This is a genomic window from Galbibacter sp., assembly GCF_035306585.1.
Taxonomy (GTDB): domain Bacteria; phylum Bacteroidota; class Bacteroidia; order Flavobacteriales; family Flavobacteriaceae; genus Galbibacter.
Genome location: NZ_DATGNU010000034.1, coordinates 71,891 through 91,752, shown reverse-complemented (window position 1 = coordinate 91,752; position 19,862 = coordinate 71,891). Strand labels below are relative to the sequence as shown.

General features: G+C 36.9%; 21 protein-coding genes. 12 read left to right on the top strand and 9 right to left on the bottom strand.

The window, feature by feature from the left end; translation table 11 throughout:
- Nucleotides 1-701: argininosuccinate synthase domain-containing protein (locus tag VKY50_RS03915; RefSeq protein ID WP_324299064.1), on the bottom strand; the 701-nt coding region annotated here is incomplete at its 3' end.
- On the bottom strand, nucleotides 698-1,354 hold the full coding sequence (locus VKY50_RS03910; RefSeq protein ID WP_324299062.1) for a GNAT family N-acetyltransferase: 657 nt from the start codon (nucleotides 1,352-1,354) through the stop codon (nucleotides 698-700). The genes VKY50_RS03910 and VKY50_RS03915, both read right to left, overlap by 4 nt.
- A gap of 329 nt (nucleotides 1,355-1,683) precedes the next feature.
- On the opposite strand from VKY50_RS03910, the gene VKY50_RS03905 reads away from it, so the two are divergent.
- From VKY50_RS03905 to VKY50_RS03890, 4 genes are all read left to right on the top strand, one after another.
- A complete protein-coding gene (locus tag VKY50_RS03905) occupies nucleotides 1,684-2,982 on the top strand; it encodes an anthranilate synthase component I family protein (RefSeq protein ID WP_324299060.1) in 1,299 nt (432 codons plus the stop codon).
- A gap of 13 nt (nucleotides 2,983-2,995) precedes the next feature.
- Nucleotides 2,996-3,955 (top strand): glycoside hydrolase family 43 protein, encoded by a 960-nt coding sequence (locus VKY50_RS03900; RefSeq protein ID WP_324299058.1) that lies wholly within the window; start codon nucleotides 2,996-2,998, stop codon nucleotides 3,953-3,955.
- 72 nt (nucleotides 3,956-4,027) lie between these two features.
- The gene (locus VKY50_RS03895; RefSeq protein WP_324299056.1) at nucleotides 4,028-4,891 is read left to right on the top strand and encodes an alpha/beta hydrolase; all 864 of its coding nucleotides are present in this window, start codon (nucleotides 4,028-4,030) and stop codon (nucleotides 4,889-4,891) included.
- On the top strand, nucleotides 4,888-5,553 hold the full coding sequence (locus tag VKY50_RS03890) for a uracil-DNA glycosylase (RefSeq protein ID WP_324299054.1): 666 nt from the start codon (nucleotides 4,888-4,890) through the stop codon (nucleotides 5,551-5,553). Before VKY50_RS03895 ends, VKY50_RS03890 begins: the two co-directional genes overlap by 4 nt.
- On the opposite strand, the gene VKY50_RS03885 is transcribed toward VKY50_RS03890, so the two are convergent.
- The 5 genes from VKY50_RS03885 to VKY50_RS03865 form a co-directional block, all read right to left on the bottom strand.
- A complete protein-coding gene (locus VKY50_RS03885; protein ID WP_324299052.1) occupies nucleotides 5,540-6,391 on the bottom strand; it encodes a substrate-binding domain-containing protein in 852 nt (283 codons plus the stop codon). The genes VKY50_RS03890 and VKY50_RS03885 overlap by 14 nt on opposite strands.
- Nucleotides 6,392-6,461: 70 nt before the next feature.
- Nucleotides 6,462-7,337, bottom strand: coding sequence for a nucleoside phosphorylase (locus VKY50_RS03880; protein WP_324299050.1), 876 nt, complete (start codon nucleotides 7,335-7,337; stop codon nucleotides 6,462-6,464).
- Nucleotide 7,338: 1 nt separating this feature from the next.
- Complete coding sequence (locus VKY50_RS03875) at nucleotides 7,339-8,271, bottom strand: DUF1835 domain-containing protein (RefSeq protein ID WP_324299048.1); 933 nt, start codon at nucleotides 8,269-8,271, stop codon at nucleotides 7,339-7,341.
- 101 nt (nucleotides 8,272-8,372) lie between these two features.
- Nucleotides 8,373-8,702, bottom strand: coding sequence for a translation initiation factor (locus VKY50_RS03870; protein WP_324299046.1), 330 nt, complete (start codon nucleotides 8,700-8,702; stop codon nucleotides 8,373-8,375).
- Between the two features lie 41 nt (nucleotides 8,703-8,743).
- A complete protein-coding gene (locus VKY50_RS03865) occupies nucleotides 8,744-9,694 on the bottom strand; it encodes an isopenicillin N synthase family dioxygenase (RefSeq protein ID WP_324299044.1) in 951 nt (316 codons plus the stop codon).
- Nucleotides 9,695-9,863: 169 nt separating this feature from the next.
- On the opposite strand from VKY50_RS03865, the gene VKY50_RS03860 reads away from it, so the two are divergent.
- The 3 genes from VKY50_RS03860 (at nucleotide 9,864) to VKY50_RS03850 (ending at nucleotide 13,157) form a co-directional block, all read left to right on the top strand.
- Nucleotides 9,864-11,837 (top strand): alpha-ketoacid dehydrogenase subunit alpha/beta, encoded by a 1,974-nt coding sequence (locus tag VKY50_RS03860; protein WP_324299067.1) that lies wholly within the window; start codon nucleotides 9,864-9,866, stop codon nucleotides 11,835-11,837.
- Nucleotides 11,838-11,944: 107 nt separating this feature from the next.
- Nucleotides 11,945-12,436 (top strand): lipocalin-like domain-containing protein, encoded by a 492-nt coding sequence (locus tag VKY50_RS03855; protein WP_324299042.1) that lies wholly within the window; start codon nucleotides 11,945-11,947, stop codon nucleotides 12,434-12,436.
- A 31-nt stretch (nucleotides 12,437-12,467) separates the two neighbouring features.
- A complete protein-coding gene (locus VKY50_RS03850) occupies nucleotides 12,468-13,157 on the top strand; it encodes a YiaD family glycine zipper/OmpA-like lipoprotein (RefSeq protein ID WP_324299040.1) in 690 nt (229 codons plus the stop codon).
- A gap of 82 nt (nucleotides 13,158-13,239) precedes the next feature.
- On the opposite strand, the gene hpf is transcribed toward VKY50_RS03850, so the two are convergent.
- Complete coding sequence (gene hpf, locus VKY50_RS03845; RefSeq protein ID WP_324299038.1) at nucleotides 13,240-13,542, bottom strand: ribosome hibernation-promoting factor, HPF/YfiA family; 303 nt, start codon at nucleotides 13,540-13,542, stop codon at nucleotides 13,240-13,242.
- Between the two features lie 123 nt (nucleotides 13,543-13,665).
- The gene (locus tag VKY50_RS03840; protein WP_324299036.1) at nucleotides 13,666-14,499 is read right to left on the bottom strand and encodes a UDP-2,3-diacylglucosamine diphosphatase; all 834 of its coding nucleotides are present in this window, start codon (nucleotides 14,497-14,499) and stop codon (nucleotides 13,666-13,668) included.
- A 361-nt stretch (nucleotides 14,500-14,860) separates the two neighbouring features.
- On the opposite strand from VKY50_RS03840, the gene aroC reads away from it, so the two are divergent.
- From aroC to VKY50_RS03815, 5 genes are all read left to right on the top strand, one after another.
- Entirely contained in the window at nucleotides 14,861-15,934 is a 1,074-nt protein-coding gene (gene aroC / locus VKY50_RS03835; RefSeq protein ID WP_324299034.1) for a chorismate synthase, read from the top strand.
- Nucleotides 15,935-15,990: 56 nt separating this feature from the next.
- On the top strand, nucleotides 15,991-17,418 hold the full coding sequence (locus tag VKY50_RS03830) for a dicarboxylate/amino acid:cation symporter (RefSeq protein ID WP_324299032.1): 1,428 nt from the start codon (nucleotides 15,991-15,993) through the stop codon (nucleotides 17,416-17,418).
- 12 nt (nucleotides 17,419-17,430) lie between these two features.
- Complete coding sequence (locus VKY50_RS03825) at nucleotides 17,431-18,582, top strand: peptidase MATCAP family protein (RefSeq protein WP_324299030.1); 1,152 nt, start codon at nucleotides 17,431-17,433, stop codon at nucleotides 18,580-18,582.
- A 196-nt stretch (nucleotides 18,583-18,778) separates the two neighbouring features.
- A complete protein-coding gene (locus tag VKY50_RS03820) occupies nucleotides 18,779-19,174 on the top strand; it encodes a hypothetical protein (protein ID WP_324299028.1) in 396 nt (131 codons plus the stop codon).
- Nucleotides 19,167-19,556: a response regulator gene (locus tag VKY50_RS03815; RefSeq protein ID WP_324299026.1), complete on the top strand. Its 390-nt coding sequence runs from the start codon at nucleotides 19,167-19,169 to the stop codon at nucleotides 19,554-19,556. Before VKY50_RS03820 ends, VKY50_RS03815 begins: the two co-directional genes overlap by 8 nt.
- Nucleotides 19,557-19,862 lie beyond the last annotated feature (306 nt).

Genomic DNA, 19,862 nt, shown 5'->3' with positions numbered 1-19,862 from the left:
AAGGCAACCGGGGTATCTTTTTTGCCATCTATAGCTGTTAATTCACCTTTTGTGAAGGTTAATTTTAGCTTTTGCGTCCCCATATTAGTTAGTTGACTAGGATAGGCTTCACTTGGAAGGGGTAGGTGAGAGGTAAGGGTTTCATCCCCGCCGACACTTGTGCCCCAAAGTCCTTTATTAATGGAATACTTAGCTTTTTCCCAAGCCATATGTATGCCCTTGCTTTTTAAATAATCAATCTCTTGTTGTCTAGAGAGTTGTTGATCACGTATAGGCGTTATAATTTCGATTTCTGGCGCTAAGATTTGAAAAATCATATCAAATCGAACCTGGTCATTTCCAGCACCTGTGCTGCCATGAGCAATGTAATTAGCGCCGTTTTTCTTAGCGTAATTTACGATTTCGATGGCCTGAACAATACGCTCAGCACTTACAGAAAGTGGGTACGTATTATTTTTAAGGACATTTCCGTAAATAAGGTATTTAACAACCTTGTTGTAAAAGTTTTCTACAGCATCAATGGACACATAAGTTTTGGCCCCTAATGTTAGGGCCTTTTGTTTAATTTCTGCAATTTCTTCTTTAGAAAAACCTCCAGTGTTAACACTTACCGCATGAACTTCATATCCTTGTTCAGAAAGTGATTTTGCGCAATAGGAAGTATCAAGTCCTCCGCTGTAAGCTAATACTAATTTTTTCATTTTTTAAATATTTTATCTAGTTTATCTAGTCTGTCCTTTGATAGAAATATGGATTCTTTTATACTTTTTAGTCTTTTAAAAACCTTAGAGTCATAAGAGTGTTTCTGCTCTGTTTTTTTGCTTTTTTCTTTTTCGACAGGATCATACAGCATCCCGGTACATAAGCACATTTTTCCTTCATTTCGAGTTAATATGTCGAAATTTCTACAGGTTTTACAACCATTCCAAAAACTTGGATCATCTGTAAGCTCAGAAAAAGTTACAGGTTCATAACCCAGGTCGTAGTTGATTTTCATAACTGCGAGTCCTGTGGTAATGCCGAAAATTTTAGCATCCGGGAACTTTGTTCTACTGTGCTGGAAAACCTTCTTTTTAATTTCGGTGGCCAAACCCTGTCCTCGAAAGTCAGGATGGACAATCAGTCCTGAATTCGCCACAAATTTTCCATGCCCCCATGTTTCTATATAGCAAAATCCGGCGAATTTTTTGCCATCGATGGCAATTACCGCATTCCCATTTTGAATTTTGGTGGTAATGTATTCAGGAGTACGTTTTGCAATACCGGTCCCTCTTTGCTTAGCGGACTCTTCTATGGTATCACATATCTCCTGAGCATAATGTATATGCTTATCGTTTGCAATAAGTATTTGCATACAACTACCTAATTAAAAATTAATGAAAATATAAAAAAGGATTCTTTAGATGGGGAACCGGACACACCTAGCTCCAATAATATGATCGCACCCTTACGGGCGGCGACGACGGGGAAAACGAACATGGCGAACAGGTACCAAAGCAAATAACGACGTTGTTGTGCTGAACGACGCTATTGAAGTAGTACTATATTTTTTTTGTTCTGTTTGCATTGTGCAAAAATTCGTGTTGTATTAATTCTACACTGCAATATTAGGTATTATTATTAGATTAAAATGTGTAATCTTTGTTAAATTTGTAACATACTAATGTAAAGCCTAACCACAATATGCGTAGAACTGTTAAACAATTCAATATTTCAAATGTTGAGCTGTTTAAAACCCAGCTTTTAAAATGGTCGAATCAATTTCAAGAAGTCGTTTGGTTGGATAGTAACGGGCACCAAAATACCCACAGTCAATATGAGGCCATTTTAGCTCTAGATGCATTTACTAGTATTAAGACCGATTATACAGTGGCCTTTAGAGAGCTCAAAGAATATCAAACATCCATAAATGACTGGATCTTTGGTTACCTAACTTATGATTTGAAAAATGCTGTTGAAGATCTAGAATCGAAGAATTTTGATGGTCTTTCTTTACCTGATCTTTATTTTTTTCAACCAAAAAAACTGTTTATAATCAAAGGGACAGTGGTTGAATTTCAGTATCTGGCCATGGTAGAGGATGAATTAGAACCAGATTATAAACAGATAAAAGGAATTGAAATTTTTGATAAACAAACCGATCAAGTAAATCCGGTTAAGATAAGTCTTCGAATGCAAAAGGATACGTATTTTGACCATTTTCAAAAGATTATTGATCATATCAACAGAGGGGATATATACGAGGTGAATTTTTGTCAAGAATTCTATGGGGAAGATGCTATTATAGATCCCTTAAAAACTTTTTCAAACCTCAATGCCATATCCAAAGCTCCCTTTGCATGTTATTTGAAATATGAACATTATCATTTACTATGCGCCTCTCCAGAGCGCTTTATGCAACGACTGGGAAATATCGTGATCTCTCAACCCATTAAAGGTACCTCAAAGCGATCGAAGGATAGGGAAGAGGATGCTAGGTTACTGGAGCATTTACAAAATGATCCTAAGGAGCGTTCTGAAAATGTCATGATTGTGGACTTGGTCCGTAATGACCTCTCTAAAATTGCGATAAAGGGAAGTGTCGAAGTAGTGGAGCTGTGTAAGATTTACAGCTTCATGCAGGTACATCAGATGATCTCCACAATAGCAGCTCAAATACCATCGGACACTAACTCTGTGGATGCAGTGAAAAGTTTATTTCCTATGGGAAGTATGACTGGGGCTCCCAAGTACACGGCTATGAAAATTATTGAAGAGCAAGAGACATTTAAAAGGGGGTTGTATAGTGGGGCTGTCGGATTTTTTGACCCACAAGGGAATTTTGATTTTAATGTGATCATTCGAAGTATTATTTATAATTCAAAAAAAAGATATGTATCTTTCTCTGTTGGGAGTGCTATTACTGCCAAATCAATTCCGGAAAATGAATATGAGGAATGTCTAGTAAAGGCCAAGGCCATGAGGGATGTTCTAGAAAATTAAACGATCCAAATTTATGAAACCTATCTTGTTATTTCTCACTGTGCTTCTGGGTTTGAACTCTTGGGGACAAAACAATCCTGTTTTTCCAGGTTGGTATGCTGATCCAGAAGGAATCATTTTTGACAATACCTATTGGATTTATCCAACCTTTTCCGCCCCCTATGAAGATCAGGTCTTTATAGATGCCTTTTCTTCTGAAGATTTGGTCAATTGGACCAAACATCCTAGAGTTTTAGATACCGCTGGAGTAAAATGGGCACATCGTGCTATGTGGGCTCCTGCCATTGTTAAGAAAGATCAGAAGTACTATTTATTCTTTGGAGCTAACGATATTCAAAGTGATCAAGAAATAGGAGGGATAGGAGTAGCAGTAGCCGATAAACCCACAGGTCCTTTTAAAGACTTAATCGGTAAACCGCTTGTGGGTAAGTTTCACAACGGTGCTCAACCTATTGATCAATTTGTATTTAAGGATAAAGACGGTCAGTATTATTTGATTTATGGGGGATGGGGCCATTGCAATATTGTGAAACTCAAAGATGATTTCACGGGGTTCATACCCTATGAGGATGGGGAGCTCTTTAAAGAAATCACCCCAGAGGGATACGTGGAAGGACCCTTTATGTTTATCAAAGACGGCAAGTATTATTTTATGTGGTCCGAAGGGGGATGGACAGGTCCAGATTATAGTGTGGCTTATGCCATTGCAGATTCACCTTTGGGACCGTTTAAACGAATTGATAAGATCCTCGAGCAACAACCAAAAATTGCCACAGGAGCAGGACATCACTCTGTGATCCAGTATCCAGATTCTAATCAGTATTATATTGTATATCACCGCAGGCCTAAAGGAGAAACTGGAAGAGATTCCAGAGAGACCTGCATAGAAGTCATGGAATTTGATGAAGATGGTTTGATTAAACCAGTGACCATTACAACTGAAGGTGTCAAATCGCACCCTTTGAAAAAATAACATAGAATTTTGTAGGGAATCTGCAGATGGTTTACGATTTTAGAGAACGTAAAGGACTCTTTATTTTGTGATATGGAATACCAAGGATATCATTTTTATTGTCATAATAGGCGGCTTTTCGGCCAGTACTGGTATAACGAAACCCCCAAAGCAGCTATTGTTTTAGTGCACGGGATGGGCGAGCACAGTGGACGTTATTCAGGATCTCTTATTCCTGAATTAGTGGATGCAGGATTTGCAGTCTTTGGGTATGACCTCTTCGGGCATGGTCATAGCGAAGGAAAAAGAGGGTGCTGCCCCAGCTTTAAAGCAGTTCTAAATAGTCTTGAGGCGGTATGTATGAAGAAAGCTGAAATATTTCCAGAGTTGGACTTATTTTTGTACGGCCACAGTCTTGGTGGAAACTTGGTGTTGAATTACGCTATGAATAAAGAGATCCATTGTAAAGGATTGATTCTTTCAAGTCCTTATTTGGAGCTTGCCTTTGATCCACCTTCTTGGAAATTATTCTTAGGCAAACTGTGTCTCTATCTTTATCCTAAAATAACTTTGACAAGCGGTATAGATCCTAAATTCATCTCTAGAGTAGCAGAGGAAGTAGAAAAGTACAAAGATGATCCTCTAGTGCATAATAAAGTAAGTCCACTTTATACCTTTCCTATTCTGGAGAGTGGTCAATGGATCATGCAAAACCCAGATAAACTTACCATAAAAACCTTGTTGTTTCATGGTACAGGGGACTATATCACCAGTCATTGGGCAAGTAAAGCCTTTGCTAAGCAATCTCCTCTAATTGATCTTAAATTATACAAAGGCGGTTACCACGAACTTCATAATGATTTGCAAAAGGAAGATCTGTTTAAAACAGTGATCGATTGGTTGAATGAACAATTAGAAGCAAAGCAAGTAAATGATTTAAATACAACACAAAAATGAAGTTAGACCTACACCCAGATTGGAAGTCTCATTTAAAAGAGGAGTTTGAGAAGCCGTATTTCCGGAAGCTACTTGATTTTATAACATTGGAATATCAAAATAATACGTGTTATCCGCCATTTAATTCCATATTTGCTGCCTTTGATCATTGCAGCTTTGAACAGTGTAAAGTGGTCATTATAGGTCAAGATCCTTATCATGGACCAAATCAAGCTAATGGGCTTTGTTTTTCGGTGGCCGATGGAACAACCCACCCTCCTTCGCTTATAAATATTTTTAAAGAACTGGTCACGGATGTGGATAAACCCTATCCTTTAAGTGGTAATCTAGAGCACTGGGCAAAACAAGGGGTGCTTTTACTCAATGCGACATTAACAGTTCGACAAGCTAAGGCTGGAAGCCATCATAAAAAGGGCTGGGAAACCTTTACAAATCAAGTAATAAAAACCATATCCAACGACAAATCCGATGTTGTTTTTATGCTTTGGGGTGGTTATGCCAAAGAAAAAATAAAACTCATAGATGCAAAAAAACACCATATATTAACCGCTGGTCATCCTTCGCCTCTTAGCGCAAATAGGGGGTATTGGTTTGGTAATAAACACTTTAGTCGTTGTAATGAGATCTTAACTTCCTTACAATTAGAACCTATAAATTGGTGACCACCTCATCATATGGAAGTATTTTATCTAAAATATTTAATGCAAAGAGTTGTTGTTGAACATTTTTAATAATCACTGGCGAGATGTTTTCCTGGCTCCAACGTGTAATGGACAACCATTCTTTGACATCGTTGGTCTCTAATCCATATCGATTTGATACCATTCTATCAATACTTGGAATATATTTAAAATCCAACGTATAAATATTGATTACCTCCAAGATATGTTTTATGAGATTTGAATGTTTTTTAATAGCTGTATCGCTAGCTGCAATGACAAAACAAGGCCAAGGAGTAGGGCAGTCGGATATTCTTCTAAAAATGCCTTGATCCACCAATGGCTTTGTCATAAAATGCTCCCACATGAAATAATCTGCCGAACCGTTGGCTAGTGCATCTACCGCTCCATTTATATTATTGACTACTTCGAATTTTAAGTCCGAAGTATTCCAACCCTGTTCATTGGCATTGATATAAGCCATCAGGTGACTTCCACTACCATATCTAGAAATAGCGGCTGTGGTACCTTTGAGGTCCTGCAGGGTTTTAAAACTAGAGCCAGCATTTACGTGAACACCCCAATACAAAGGAGAGTCCACAAACTTTTGGATAATTTTTGCCTGATTTCCTGCCACGATATCCTTTACAATACCTTCGGTCAGTATTACGGCGATATCGGTTTGATCATCGCGTAGTAGTTGACACATTTTACCAGTTCCCTCGGGGACATCACACCACAATAATTCAATTCCTCTATCTTCGAAGGCACCGTCGTCAATTGCCAAATGCCAAGGAAGGTTAAAATGTTCTGGCACCCCGGAAATTCGTATTTTTTTCATAGTCTTTGGTCAAAAAAGTATCTGAAATTAAAAATAGACAATTAATTAAAAGGAGTGTACAAGGCTGGCATTAAATTTTAGAAATTTTATCCAATGCAAATACAATTAGTCTTTCCATGGCAAGCTTTGGATCCTGGGTTACCGTGCCATTAATTCTGTTAGCTACAATACTGTTTAGTGATATGGCTTTGTGACCTAATAATTTGGAGAGTCCATAGATCGCAGAGGATTCCATTTCTAAATTGGTGATTCTTTGATTTTTATAATGAAAGGTTGACAAGCTATCAACGAGCTTTGCATTACTTAATGGCAAGCGTAATACGCGAGATTGTGGCCCGTAAAAACCAACATTTGTGGCTGTTGTACCTAGGTGTAAATGATCCTCCTGAAAAGCTTGTACTAAACCTTGGTCTGCTGCTATTATATAGGGCTTTGGATGGGTGGATGGCCAGTGTATCTGATCGATAAACGCCTCTTGCATATCGGCCTCTTGAACAGATTCACTTTGATAGTAATGCAATAGGCCATCTAGACCTATGGCATATTGGCTTGCCAGAATGCTATCGACCTTTATTTCTTTTTGAATGGATCCAGTGGTTCCTATTCGTATAATGTTTAAAGAGGTTTTATTTATTTTTTCTCTACGCGTCTTAAAATCAATATTCACTAGTGCATCCAGCTCATTGAGCACTATGTCAATATTATCTGTACCAATGCCTGTTGATATTACACTTATTCGCTGCATATCATACCACCCTGTGTGGGTGATAAATTCACGCTTTCCTTTTTTAGTTTCAATGGTTGCAAAATGTTTTGAAACTTCAGCGACGCGATCGGGATCGCCCACGGTAATAACCGTTGGAGCAAGGTCTTCTGGAAATAAATTTAAGTGATATATACTGCCATCCTCATTGAGGATTAATTCAGAAGCATCCAGCGAAGTCATTTTATAATTTAAGCAATTGCGCAGAGTCTTCAAGGAATAGGAATGAATATTTAGGAGTTCCTCCTAGGAATTCATTTTCGTTCCTTATTTGCGGATAATAATTTTCAAGTTTTTCAGCGACTGCAGTTCCAGTTTTAGTAAGTTTAACTGGGGAAAAGGAACGAAACAATGGTCTTAGTTTCGAGGCTATTTTATAGTACTGTATGTCTCCATAACCGTAATAGCCTGGATCTTTTAGCATCGCATCTACTAATAAGTCTTTGGATTTTATATTTTGATATAATGCTTTGTCAAGCATTTTGTTCTCAAGCTGGTTTAGACCGTTTTTTAAACTTGGAAATCGGTGTAGGTGGGTTTGAATAACATTGGTGAGGTATTGCAGTTGACTGTTGTTCTGTTTAATGGCACTCTGCAGGCGAATGGGACTATTTTCACAATATAATTGCCAAATATAATCCCCGTATTCAATATCATCCTTATTCAGTAATAGCCTGTCCTTATAAAGCTTCTCAAGGGCTGCTTTGTCTAAAGTGGATAGGGAAGGGGTGGGGGTTGAATCTTTTTCAACACCAGATCCAATTAGATAAATAGTGGCATTAGATCTGTTTTTCTTAATCCAACTCAGTACGGCAATCATATTAATTTGACAAAAGAGATCTTTATTAAACCAAAGGACAATTTCGTCTTGTGATTTCTGATTACAGAGATTTCGGTATTCCTTTAGCGTCCTATTGATAAAGGTATCCTTGGTCACTTTATAAGCTCTGTTTAAAAACTCATATCGTTGTCGCCAAAAAGTTTCACTACCGACCTCAGGGGTGGTTTTACCTTCACAAAGCATTTCTCGCCATGTAATGATGTCACCAGAAATATCTAATGTCTTCAAAACCGCGGTAAATTCATCTCCGTTTGTAATGTGCAGTGTTTTAGTCATTTAATCTATAGATTTGGAAGAAACAATTAGTTTATTTAGGGGTAAATGTATAAATTATGTAATGAATTACCATAATTTTTGATGTTAATTTCAAAATGACTTTAACCCCCTACACGCTTGACTTTGAAACCTTCTTCTTGAAGTATTGACATGATTTGATCACGATAATCTCCTTGGATTATGATGGATTCCTTCTTAATAGAGCCACCGACGCTTAGTTTGGTTTTTAACTTTTTTGCTAGAATTTTAAAATCTTTATCTGCACCGTTATACCCATCGATTATTGTAACGGGTTTGCCCTTTCTTTTTTCGTATTTGCACAATAAGGGTTCATCCTGAATCCAAATCGAATTTTCTGTGGGCTTCACTTTTTCTTCCGACTCAAATTCGTGCTCCGGGAATAAATTTTTTAATTGGTCTTGTAAATCCATTATGGCTAATTTCAGCTAATTCTACTTGTATTACCTTTATTTTAAGCCTTGATAAGGCCAAGTTCAATGAGTCGTTGGTGCAGAAATTCACCTGCGGTAATATCTTCGTATAGTTTTGGATGATCTTCATCCACACAATTCTCTAACACATTTAGCGGCATATCACTCACTGGATGCATAAAAAATGGGATGGAATAACGAGAAGTGTTCCACAGTTCTTTAGGAGGGTTCACCACCTGGTGTATGGTTGATTTTAGCTTATTATTGGTTAAGCGCGATAACATGTCACCAACGTTAATCATAAGTTCATCTTCTTCTGCTATAGCATCAATCCATTGACCTTCATGGTTTTGAACCTGAAGCCCTTTACCTTGCGCTCCCATAAGTAAGGTGATCAGATTAATATCCCCGTGAGCCGCTGCTCTTACTGCTGCTTTGGGCTCTTCTTTAATAGGGGGGTAGTGAATTGGTCTTAGAATTGAATTTCCATTGGTGATGAATTTATCAAAGTAATTTTCCTGCAGATCCAAATGTAGCGCTAATGCTCTAAGCACATATTTAGCGGTTTTTTCAAGTTGCTTGTACGCTTGCTTGCCCGTTGTATTAAACTCAGGAACTTCCTTCACTATAACATTATCTGGATATTCAGCTTCTAGTTTTGGGTTATTCTCCACGTACTGCCCAAAATGCCAGAATTCTTTTAGATCCCCTTCCTTTCTACCTTTGGCATGTTCTTTACCGAAGGAGGTATACCCCCTTTGACCTCCAATTCCAGGAATTTCGTACTGGTCTTTAATTTCTTGTGGTTGGTTAAAGAAATTTTTTATTGCCTGGTACAAATCTTCAATTAACTTTTCAGATAAAAAATGACCTTTTAAGGCTACAAAACCAATTTCTTCGTACGCTTTACCAATTTCATCAATAAACTTCTGCTTTCTTTTAGGATCCTCTGATAAAAAATCTGTTAGATCAACACTAGGTATCTTATTCATTTGTCCAGTATTTTACACCAATTGTTACTTCTAACAAATGTATGAATTTCTAAAAATTAAAGGGTATCTTTTAAATCCTTTGTTTTTGTCGGAAAAAGTCAAAATTCTATATTTTTTTCTAAATTTGGTAAAAATACAATTCATGGATCACCCATTAATTTCCAATGCGATGGTTTTTGATAATCGCTCGGTTTCCAGTAAAATACAGCTGGAGCTTTATCAAGCGATGCTTACCTCCCGAATGATCGAAGAGAAGATGTTGGTTTTACTTCGACAGGGAAAAATTTCAAAATGGTTTAGTGGAATTGGTCAGGAGGCCATCGCTGTTGGGGTAACCTCCGCCCTAGAAACGGATGAGTATATTCTTCCAATGCATCGTAATCTAGGGGTATTTACTACTCGAAAAATTCCGTTTTATAAACTATTCGGACAGTGGCAAGGTAAGGATATTGGATTTACAAAAGGAAGGGATCGTAGTTTTCACTTTGGGACACATGAGTATCATATCATTGGAATGATTTCCCACCTAGGCCCCCAACTGGGTGTTGCCGATGGTATTGCACTGGGTAATATATTAAGAAACGAGCCTAAGGTATGTGCTGTTTTTAGTGGGGAAGGAGGAACTAGTGAAGGTGATTTTCATGAGGCTTTAAACATAGCTTCCGTCTGGTCGTTACCAGTTCTTTTTTGTATAGAAAATAACGGATACGGATTATCTACCCCTACTATGGAACAATTCAACTGTGAACATATTGTAGATAAAGCAAAAGGATATGGGATGGAGTCCCATATCATTGATGGAAACAACATTCTTGAAGTATATACCAATGTAAATGCTTTAGCGAAAAATATTCGAGAGCGTCCTAGACCCGTGCTCCTAGAATTTAAAACCTTTCGTATGCGTGGTCATGAGGAAGCTAGTGGAACGAAGTATGTTCCCAAAAGTCTAATAAACTCTTGGAAAGCTAGGGATCCAGTTTCAAATTATGAGAACTTTTTAATAGATGAAGGCGTCCTTGATTTACATCAAATCAGTGGTATAAAAGATAGAATAAGTAGTGAAATTGAAGAGCATCTGCAGAGAGCTTTTGGAGCTCATGATATAGAAAGCACTATAAAAGAAGAAATACAAGACGTCTTTAAAGAGTATCACCCGAGCCAAGTACTTCCAGGGGATCAAACAGAGAATATACGTTTTATAGATGCTGTCTCTGATGGTTTGAAAGAAGCCATGAGGCGTTTTGATCAACTTGTGATCATGGGACAGGATATCGCAGAATATGGAGGGGTATTTAAGGTTACTCAAGGATTTGTGGAAGAATTCTCAAAAGACCGTGTACGGAACACGCCAATTTGCGAATCAGGTATTGTCTCAACAGCAATGGGGCTGGCCATTCAAAATTTTAAAGCGGTTGTAGAGATGCAATTTGCTGATTTTGTAAGCAGTGGATTTAACCCCATCGTAAATTATCTTGCTAAATCCCACTACCGATGGGGACAACAAGCTGATGTTGTTATTCGCATGCCTTGCGGAGCAGGTGTAGGGGCTGGACCTTTCCACTCTCAAACAAATGAAGCTTGGTTTTTGAAAACTCCAGGGTTAAAGGTGGTTTACCCGGCCTTTCCTAAGGATGCTAAAGGACTTTTAATAAGCGCTATTGAAGATCCAAATCCAGTGCTATTTTTCGAACATAAAGCGCTGTATAGAACCCAATATCAAGATGTTCCATTAGGATATTATAACACGCCTATAGGGGAAGCGATGAAGGTCAAATCGGGAACTGCTGTTACTATTGTTACTTATGGCGCTGGGGTTCACTGGGCTATTGATATAATTGATGAACTTCAAGTTGATGCCGACCTTATTGATTTGAGAACTTTGATGCCACTTGATGAACAAACTATATACAAATCTGTTAAAAAGACAGGGAAATTACTTATCTTGCATGAAGATACACTGTTTTGTGGACTTGCCAGTGAGATATCAGCCTTGGTTGTACAGCACTGCTTTGAAGATTTAGATGCTCCGATCATTCGAGTGGGAAGCATCGAAACCCCCATCCCTTTTGCTAAATCCCTAGAGAATAACTACTTGCCTAGAACTAGGTTTAGAGAAGAATTGTTAAAACTAATAGAATATTAATATATTCTTGTGTTTAAATTTTTATTAATTTAATAGAGAAATCTAAATTAGCTTGTAATAATGATTAATTTAGATCCCAAAATCGGTTTAATTAAAACTACTTAATTATGAAGAAAAAGGCATATTTGTTATTATTGGTAGTCGCAGCGGTTGCGTCTTCCTGTGGGCTGAGTAAGGCCAATCGGGATTCCAGAAAAACATTAAACGGAACCTGGGAATTGAGCCATATTGATTATCAGAACAATGAGGGCTACTTCAAATCATTACTTTTCAATGATGTGACCTCTAAGTGTTTTAGAGGAAGTGAGTGGTTCTTCCGCTCGAATAATAGCACGGGCTATTACAATATCATTGCTCCAGGTGATTGCGCTCCAGGTCAGCGATTCATTCGTTGGTCAATTCAAGATGATGTTAATGGAAATCCATCAAAATTCCAATTTAAATTTATCGATGAAAAGAAAAAGGATATAAGCGGAGGTTTTGGCTATGTTTTTGATATTAGAAGTTTAAGTGCTGACCAAATGGTCGTTAGTTCTGTTTCAAATGTAGATGGTGAGAGTGTCACGGTAGTCTACCAATTCAACAGAATCAGTATGTAAGTTTAAATAAATATAACTAAATAATAATCTTATGAAAAGAACAGTGTATAAGGGGAGTCTAATTATGGCATCGGTGCTATTAATGTTTAGTTGTGATGCTATCCAAAATTCGAATAAGACTCAACGAGGTACTGCCATTGGAGCAGGTTCTGGTGCAGTAATTGGTGGCGTTATAGGAAATAATGTAGGTGATGGAAACAATACCGTTTTAGGTGCTATTATAGGTGCCGCTGTTGGTGGTGTTGTGGGAAATAGAATAGGTAATAAAATGGATCGAAATGCTGAAGCAATTGAAGAGGCCGTACCCGGTGCAGAGGTTACCAGAATTGGTGAAGGTATTAATGTAACTTTTGATGAAAATAGTGGTGTTAAATTTAAAATTAATTCTGCTGAGATTTCCCCAGAAGGTAAAGCTACCTTAAATAAGATGGCAGAAGTCTTTAGAGAATATGAGGACACTAATGTTCTTATAGAGGGCCATACGGATACCTCTGGCTCGGATGAATACAATTACGCACTATCAGAAAAAAGAGCGAAATCTGTTCGCGACTTTTTAATTGCAAATGGTGTCTCTAGTTCAAGGTTAACAACTAAATGGTACGGAGAAACGCAGCCGAAATATGACAATTCTACTGCCGATGGTCGTGTTAAAAACAGAAGGGTTGAGCTCGGTATTATTGCTAATCAGGAAATGATTCAAGAGGCTAGAGCACAACAATAGTATGCCTTTTGCTTTTTAGTATAACCAAAAAAATAAGGTCTGGCTTCTAAAAATCAGACCTTATTTTTTTGCCCTTAAGCAACTAGTTTGTCTTTAATTTGCCTTTCTTTTTTTGTAGTTGGCGTTCTAAATCATCAGCGGCTTCCTGAATAGACATCTCGAATTTTTCGTGAGAAGCTTCCGAGAATAGTAGTGAGCCTGGGACACGTAATTTGATTTTACATATTTTTCCAGCTTCTCTAGTGGAACTTCGTTCATTTTGAAAAAACACATCAAAGCGGACTATAAAATCATATTTATCTTCCAGCTTCTCTAGTCTTTTTTTAACCAGTTGTTCCAATCGGGAACTAGCGGCCACTCCATCGTATTCAAAGTTTATTTGCATAGTACATATGTTTGTACTAAAAATAAGAAAATTTTCTGTAGAATCGAAGGAACATTCTAAGTTTTAATAGCATTTTAAGAACTTAGTTTAAAGTGGTTCAAACCATGCTAATAAACCTAAGGATTATACTTTTTTTGAAGTAATGGTAATTGCGGCAAGTAACTCTTTGTAATTCATGGATTTTAGATCCTCATCTGCGTAGAAAGAGCTCAGCTTATCCTGGTTAAAATGATACAGATTCCAGCGTTTGTGGTGATACTCTAGAGATGTTAGATTTTCGATCCAATCGCCAGAGTTTAAATATAAGCATGCTCCGTTTTTATTGACCTTTCTGAGCATTTGTGGTTGGTGTATATGGCCACACACTACATATTTATACCCATTTTCTATAGCTAAATCAGCTGCTACACTCTCAAAATCATCAATATATTTTATGGCTTTCTTAACCCCGTTCTTTATTTTTTTTGAGAGGGAATACTTCTCTTTTCCCATTCGAATAAGAGCCCAATTAATAATTCGGTTAAAGAGGATTAGAAAATCATAGCCCCATCCTCCTAATTTAGCGATCCATTTGGTGTGTTGTATAGATACATCAAATACATCCCCATGAAAAATCCATGCTTTTTTTCCATCCAAATTTAAAATAAGTTTATTGAGAATATGGATATTACCCATACTTATATCACTGAATTTTCTGAGCATCTCATCATGATTTCCAGTAATATAATATACCTCTGTTCCTTTAGTGGATAGATCAATGATTTTTTTAATTACCTGAAGATGTGACTTAGGGAAGTAACGTTTTCTAAAATGCCAAATATCGATGATGTCACCGTTAAGTATTAATTTTTTTGGGGAGATGCTGTTTAAATAAGAGAGTAGTTCTCCTGCGTGGCAACCAAAGGTTCCCAAATGCACATCTGAAATGACCACAACTTCTAATTTACGTTTTCTCAAAAAGATGATTTTTATACAGTAAAGGAAGTAACTAAAACATGAAAGTATATTTTTTAAAAATTAAATATATATCATGTTATTGTTAAGTGTTTTGTGAATTACAAGTTGAAGTGATGCTTTATCACATGACTGCGATAAAAGAATAAGTTTCATTTAATATGTTAAAAGCAATATGGTTATATAAGAAAGGTGGGGTTTAAGACTTATTGAAATTAATAGATTAGGCTTTAACGCCAAACTAAAAAAGGGGCTAGGATTCTCATTGTTACCTTAAATTTTACTTCACTATCTTTTGGAGATTCAGAAAATTAATTTTCGTATCTCTTTATTAAAAATTACATTTGTCAAAATCATAAAATTCATGGCAGGAAATTCCTTCGGAAATCTTTTTAGTTTGACCACTTTTGGCGAATCCCACGGACCAGCACTGGGTGGTGTAATTGATGGATGCCCAGCGGGTATTCAACTTGACCTCGATAAAATCCAATTAGATTTGGATAGAAGAAAACCTGGACAATCGGCTATCGTTACCCAGCGGAAGGAGCCCGATGAAGTTCGTATCTTATCTGGAGTTTTTGAAGGAAAGACTACGGGAACTCCTATCGGCTTTATCATTGAGAATACAAATCAAAAATCACATGATTACTCTCATATCAAGGATAGTTTCCGTCCTTCTCATGCGGATTATGTATACAATAAGAAATACGGCTTTAGAGATTATAGAGGAGGAGGTCGAAGTTCTGCTAGAGAAACCGCTAGTAGAGTAGTGGCTGGAGCGATCGCTAAACAATTTCTTAAAGACATTAAAATTCGTGCTTTTGTGTCTTCTGTGGGACATATTACGTTAGATAAACATTATACAGACTTGGATATTGATCAGGCGGAACAAAATATTGTTCGATGTCCCGATCCCAATAAGGCCAAGGAAATGGAAGCTTTTATCAAAGAAGTTAGAAAGGATGGGGATACTGTTGGTGGTACAGTTACTTGTGTGATTGAAAATCTTCCAATTGGACTTGGTGAGCCTGCATTTGAAAAACTGCATGCTGAATTAGGCAGGGCCATGCTTTCAATTAATGCGGTAAAGGGATTTGAATATGGTAGTGGCTTTGCCGGTACAGCGATGAGAGGTAGTGAGCATAATGATCTGTACAACCAAGACGGTACTACTAAAACTAACAATTCTGGGGGAATACAAGGTGGAATAAGTAATGGAATGGACATCTACTTCAAAGTGGCTTTTAAACCTGTAGCGACAATCATGCAAACCCAGCCCACTATTGATACTGAAGGAAATCCAGTAGAAATGCACGGTAAAGGAAGGCACGACCCTTGTGTGGTACCTAGAGCAGTACCGATTGTTGAAGCCATGACAGCTCTTGTTATAGCGGACTACAAACTTATCGATCAAGCAAGAAAACATCGCGATATTTAAGGGTCTTAAATATTATATTTTACAAAAGCTAACTTTTCTAACTAAACACATTTTAAGTGAAAAAAATCGCATTACACTGGCAGATCGTCATAGGATTAGTACTGGGTATCGTTTGGGCACTTTTATCAAGTAAATTAGGCTGGAGTCAGTTTACCATTGATTGGGTCGCTCCATTTGGAACCATTTTTATAAACCTATTAAAGCTCATTGCCGTGCCCCTTGTTTTATTTTCAATTATAAATGGCGTAGCTGGAATAGGTGACCCTGCTAACTTGGGAAGAATGGGAGCAAAAACATTACTAGCCTATCTTCTAACAACAATATTTGCTGTTGGATTAGGGCTTATACTTGTAAACCTTATCAAACCAGGTGAGCTCATAGACCAACAGAGTAGAATTGATAACCGTATAAGTTATGAACTTTGGGCTGAGAGTGAGAATTTGCAGATAAAAGATGGTATTGACTATTTACATGATCCGGCATTCCAAGAGCGTGCTTTAGAGATAACCGATCTTTCTAGAGCTGAATTGAATGATTCATCGGTTGATGAGAAAATGGAAGAAGCTGATAAAGCTAAACAAGATGGACCTTTAAAACCTTTGGTAGATATTGTGCCTTCCAATATTTTTGAATCACTTGCTGATAATGGCTTAATGCTTCAGGTAATATTCTTTGCCTTATTCTTCGGGATTGCACTGTTATTTATTCCGGCTGAAAAGTCAATACCCGTGATAAATTTTGTAGAAGGTGTAATGGAAGTATTCTTAAAAATGGTAGATCTCATTATGAAAGCGGCACCATTTTTCGTTTTTGCTTTACTTGCTGGCGTAGTTAGTAAAATGGCCGGTGATGATGTAGGTAAAGTTGTTGAGATATTTAAGGGTCTTAGCTGGTATTCTTTGACAGTTACATTAGGGTTATTACTGATGATTCTTGTGGTGTATCCTCTGCTTATGAAACTTTTTGTCAAAGTGGTACCGTATGTAGATTTATTTAAAGCTATTGGACCTGCACAAACATTGGCCTTTTCCACTTCAAGTAGTGCGGCCACACTTCCTGTTACACTTGAATGTGTGGAGGAGAATTTAAAAGTAGATAAGAAAATAACCAGTTTTGTACTGCCTATTGGAGCTACAGTTAATATGGATGGAACATGTTTATATCAAAGTGTTGCAGTGGTGTTCTTAGCACAATTACATATGATAGATCTTACGCTCGGGCAACAACTAACCATTGTACTCACAGCCACCTTAGCCTCTATCGGATCTGCTGCAGTTCCAAGTGCTGGTTTAGTAATGCTTATTATCGTCTTGCAGTCTGTTGGATTAAATCCTGCATGGATTGCCATTATTTTACCTGTAGATCGAATTTTGGATATGATTCGAACTGTTGTTAATGTAACGGGGGATGTAACTGTATCTTCAATTATTGCCAAAGGCGAAAATATGATGTATTATGAAGGTGAAAAGGCAGTTAAAACCTAATGTTCGGCCATAATGAAACAGGCGTTGGATGAACAATATAAGGGACTTTTTGCAATTGATAGGAATTTAGATCGTTTAAACAAAGGGATTGAATTACTTACCTATTTGAATCCACTGAATTCAGAAAAGGAAAAGCAGAAATTCTACAGTTCTAAATACACAGAGGTTCCTAGGTTCAGGTACCCTAAACGTAATTTTAATGCCTTTAAGTTACAACAAGGGTTGTATTTAAACAATCTTGAAGAAATTCATGATGATCAGATACAAACCCTGTATCAGAGTATTATATATTATTATTCTAATGTTCTACAGTGCTCTGATGCAATCGGCGAGAAGAAGAAATTTTTTTATAATAGTCTTCGACTCTATGGAGCCCCGAAGGAAAGAGATGTTCAAAACGCAAAGTTCATTATTCATCTAAAGGATCATCATAAGGAAGACCCAAAAATCTATTCAGCCCTTGACGCAATGGCTTATTTTGAAAATTTTGTTAAGAGCTATGATTTTAAAATAAACATTAAACTATCCACTAGTATCGCTGCAGATGCTATGGTCTCAAACAAGCTAAGAACCTTATTTATTAAAAAGAACGCTCGTTTTAGCGAAAATCAACTAAAAACTCTTGCAAACCACGAAATAGGGGTGCATATGGTTACTACTTTTAACGGATTAAACCAGCCTTTAAAGATTTTCTCTAATGGTTTTCCAAAAAATGTAGAAACTCAAGAGGGACTGGCCGTCTTTAGTGAGTACATGAGTGGAGCATTAACCCTAGATCGCTTAAAAACATTGGCTTATAGAGTAATCGCGGCGGATTCTCTTACCGATGGTTATGATTTTGCTGATACCTTTGACTTGTTACACAATCAATATAAACTCCATAGAGAGAAAGCCTTTATTATTACCCTGCGTGTTCATAGAGGTGGCGGATTTACTAAAGATTTCTTGTATTTAACAGGCCTTAAGAAAATATATGATTATTATAAGCGACAGGGGGATTTATCGATTCTTTTAAGTGGTAAGGTTTCCTTGGAGAACCAAAGTAGTATAGAACATATGATGGATCTAGGGTTGGTGCATAAGCCTATTCACTTAACACAGTCTTATAATCACAACTACAATACTAATAAAACTATTGACTTCATACTGGAAAATTTAAGGTAATACAACCCTTAAATTCTAGTGTTACTTTCACATACAAATTTCATCTTTACACAACAAAAAATTTTCTTTCATATAGTTTCCAAATATGTTTGTATAAGAGTTTTAATGGTAAACCCATATAAAGGCTCCAATGCACCAAATCACAGTAGTAATACATGGAACACTTACTCAATGCTTTTAGTTAAAATCATAAGCAATGATGAGTCGTATTAATTTATTTTCAGTGAAGAAAGAACAAAACACAAAAAAGGCCGATATTTCTAAATTGGTGAACGAATGTCTCGGAGACAAAGAGTATCTTAATGAAATCGTCGTTCTTTTAAATGATAATATCGAGGAGTTTTATGACACTACAGAAGTGTGCATTAAAGCCAAGGATAGGTTTTCAATTTCTAGAGGAGCACATAAAATAAAGAATGGACTTGAGATGGTTCAAGCTCATGTGCTGCTCCATTATGTTGATTTAATACAAAAGGAATGTCAGCATTTGGATACGTTTTGGAAAATTCAAGATATTTTGAAAAAATTCAAAATTGAGTATAAATTGGTACAAGATAGTTTGTTGGACCAAATAAACGAGCTAGATGACTAAATATACTTGTGTATTAATTGAGGAAGATAGGATGGTGGCATCTTTAATGAAGTTCCGATTGAAGCGACTTCAATTTGAGGTGCTTCATATCAACAATGCAAACCGTCAAACTTTAGCTTCTATTAAGGCTGATGTTGCCGTTGTTGGATTACATGCAAACAGTGTAACTAACCTTGAAACCCTAAAAGAAGTGCGAGTGGCTATCGGTGACAATACACCTTTAGTAACATTAATATCCAATTATAGGCAGCGATTAGTAATCGAGCACAATAATGTTCAAGTGGAAGCCTTTCTCTTACGTCCAGTGAATCTAACTGAATTTGAAAATACCATTGTTCAAATAGTAAATAGTAAAGCACCTTCTAATAAGCTATTATCGTAATATACCTATGTATTGAACGCTGCGCTTCACATACAAAAAAATGTGTTTGACAACAAAAAATTTTTCACCTCAAAGAATTGGATTACCTTTATTTTGAAAATGTAGAGAGCCCCAAATTCTATAGTTTCAAAAAACGTTTTAAGGATTGCCTCAAGTCTTACCTGAATCCTACTTTGTACTTAAATCTCCCTATGCTTATGTGGGAGATTTTTGTATTTAATAATCAGATAATTTTTATTTTTTTAATACACTTGGATCAACTTAGTATAAAGGCTAGAGCAGGGGGTGAAATCTTTAAAGCATTGC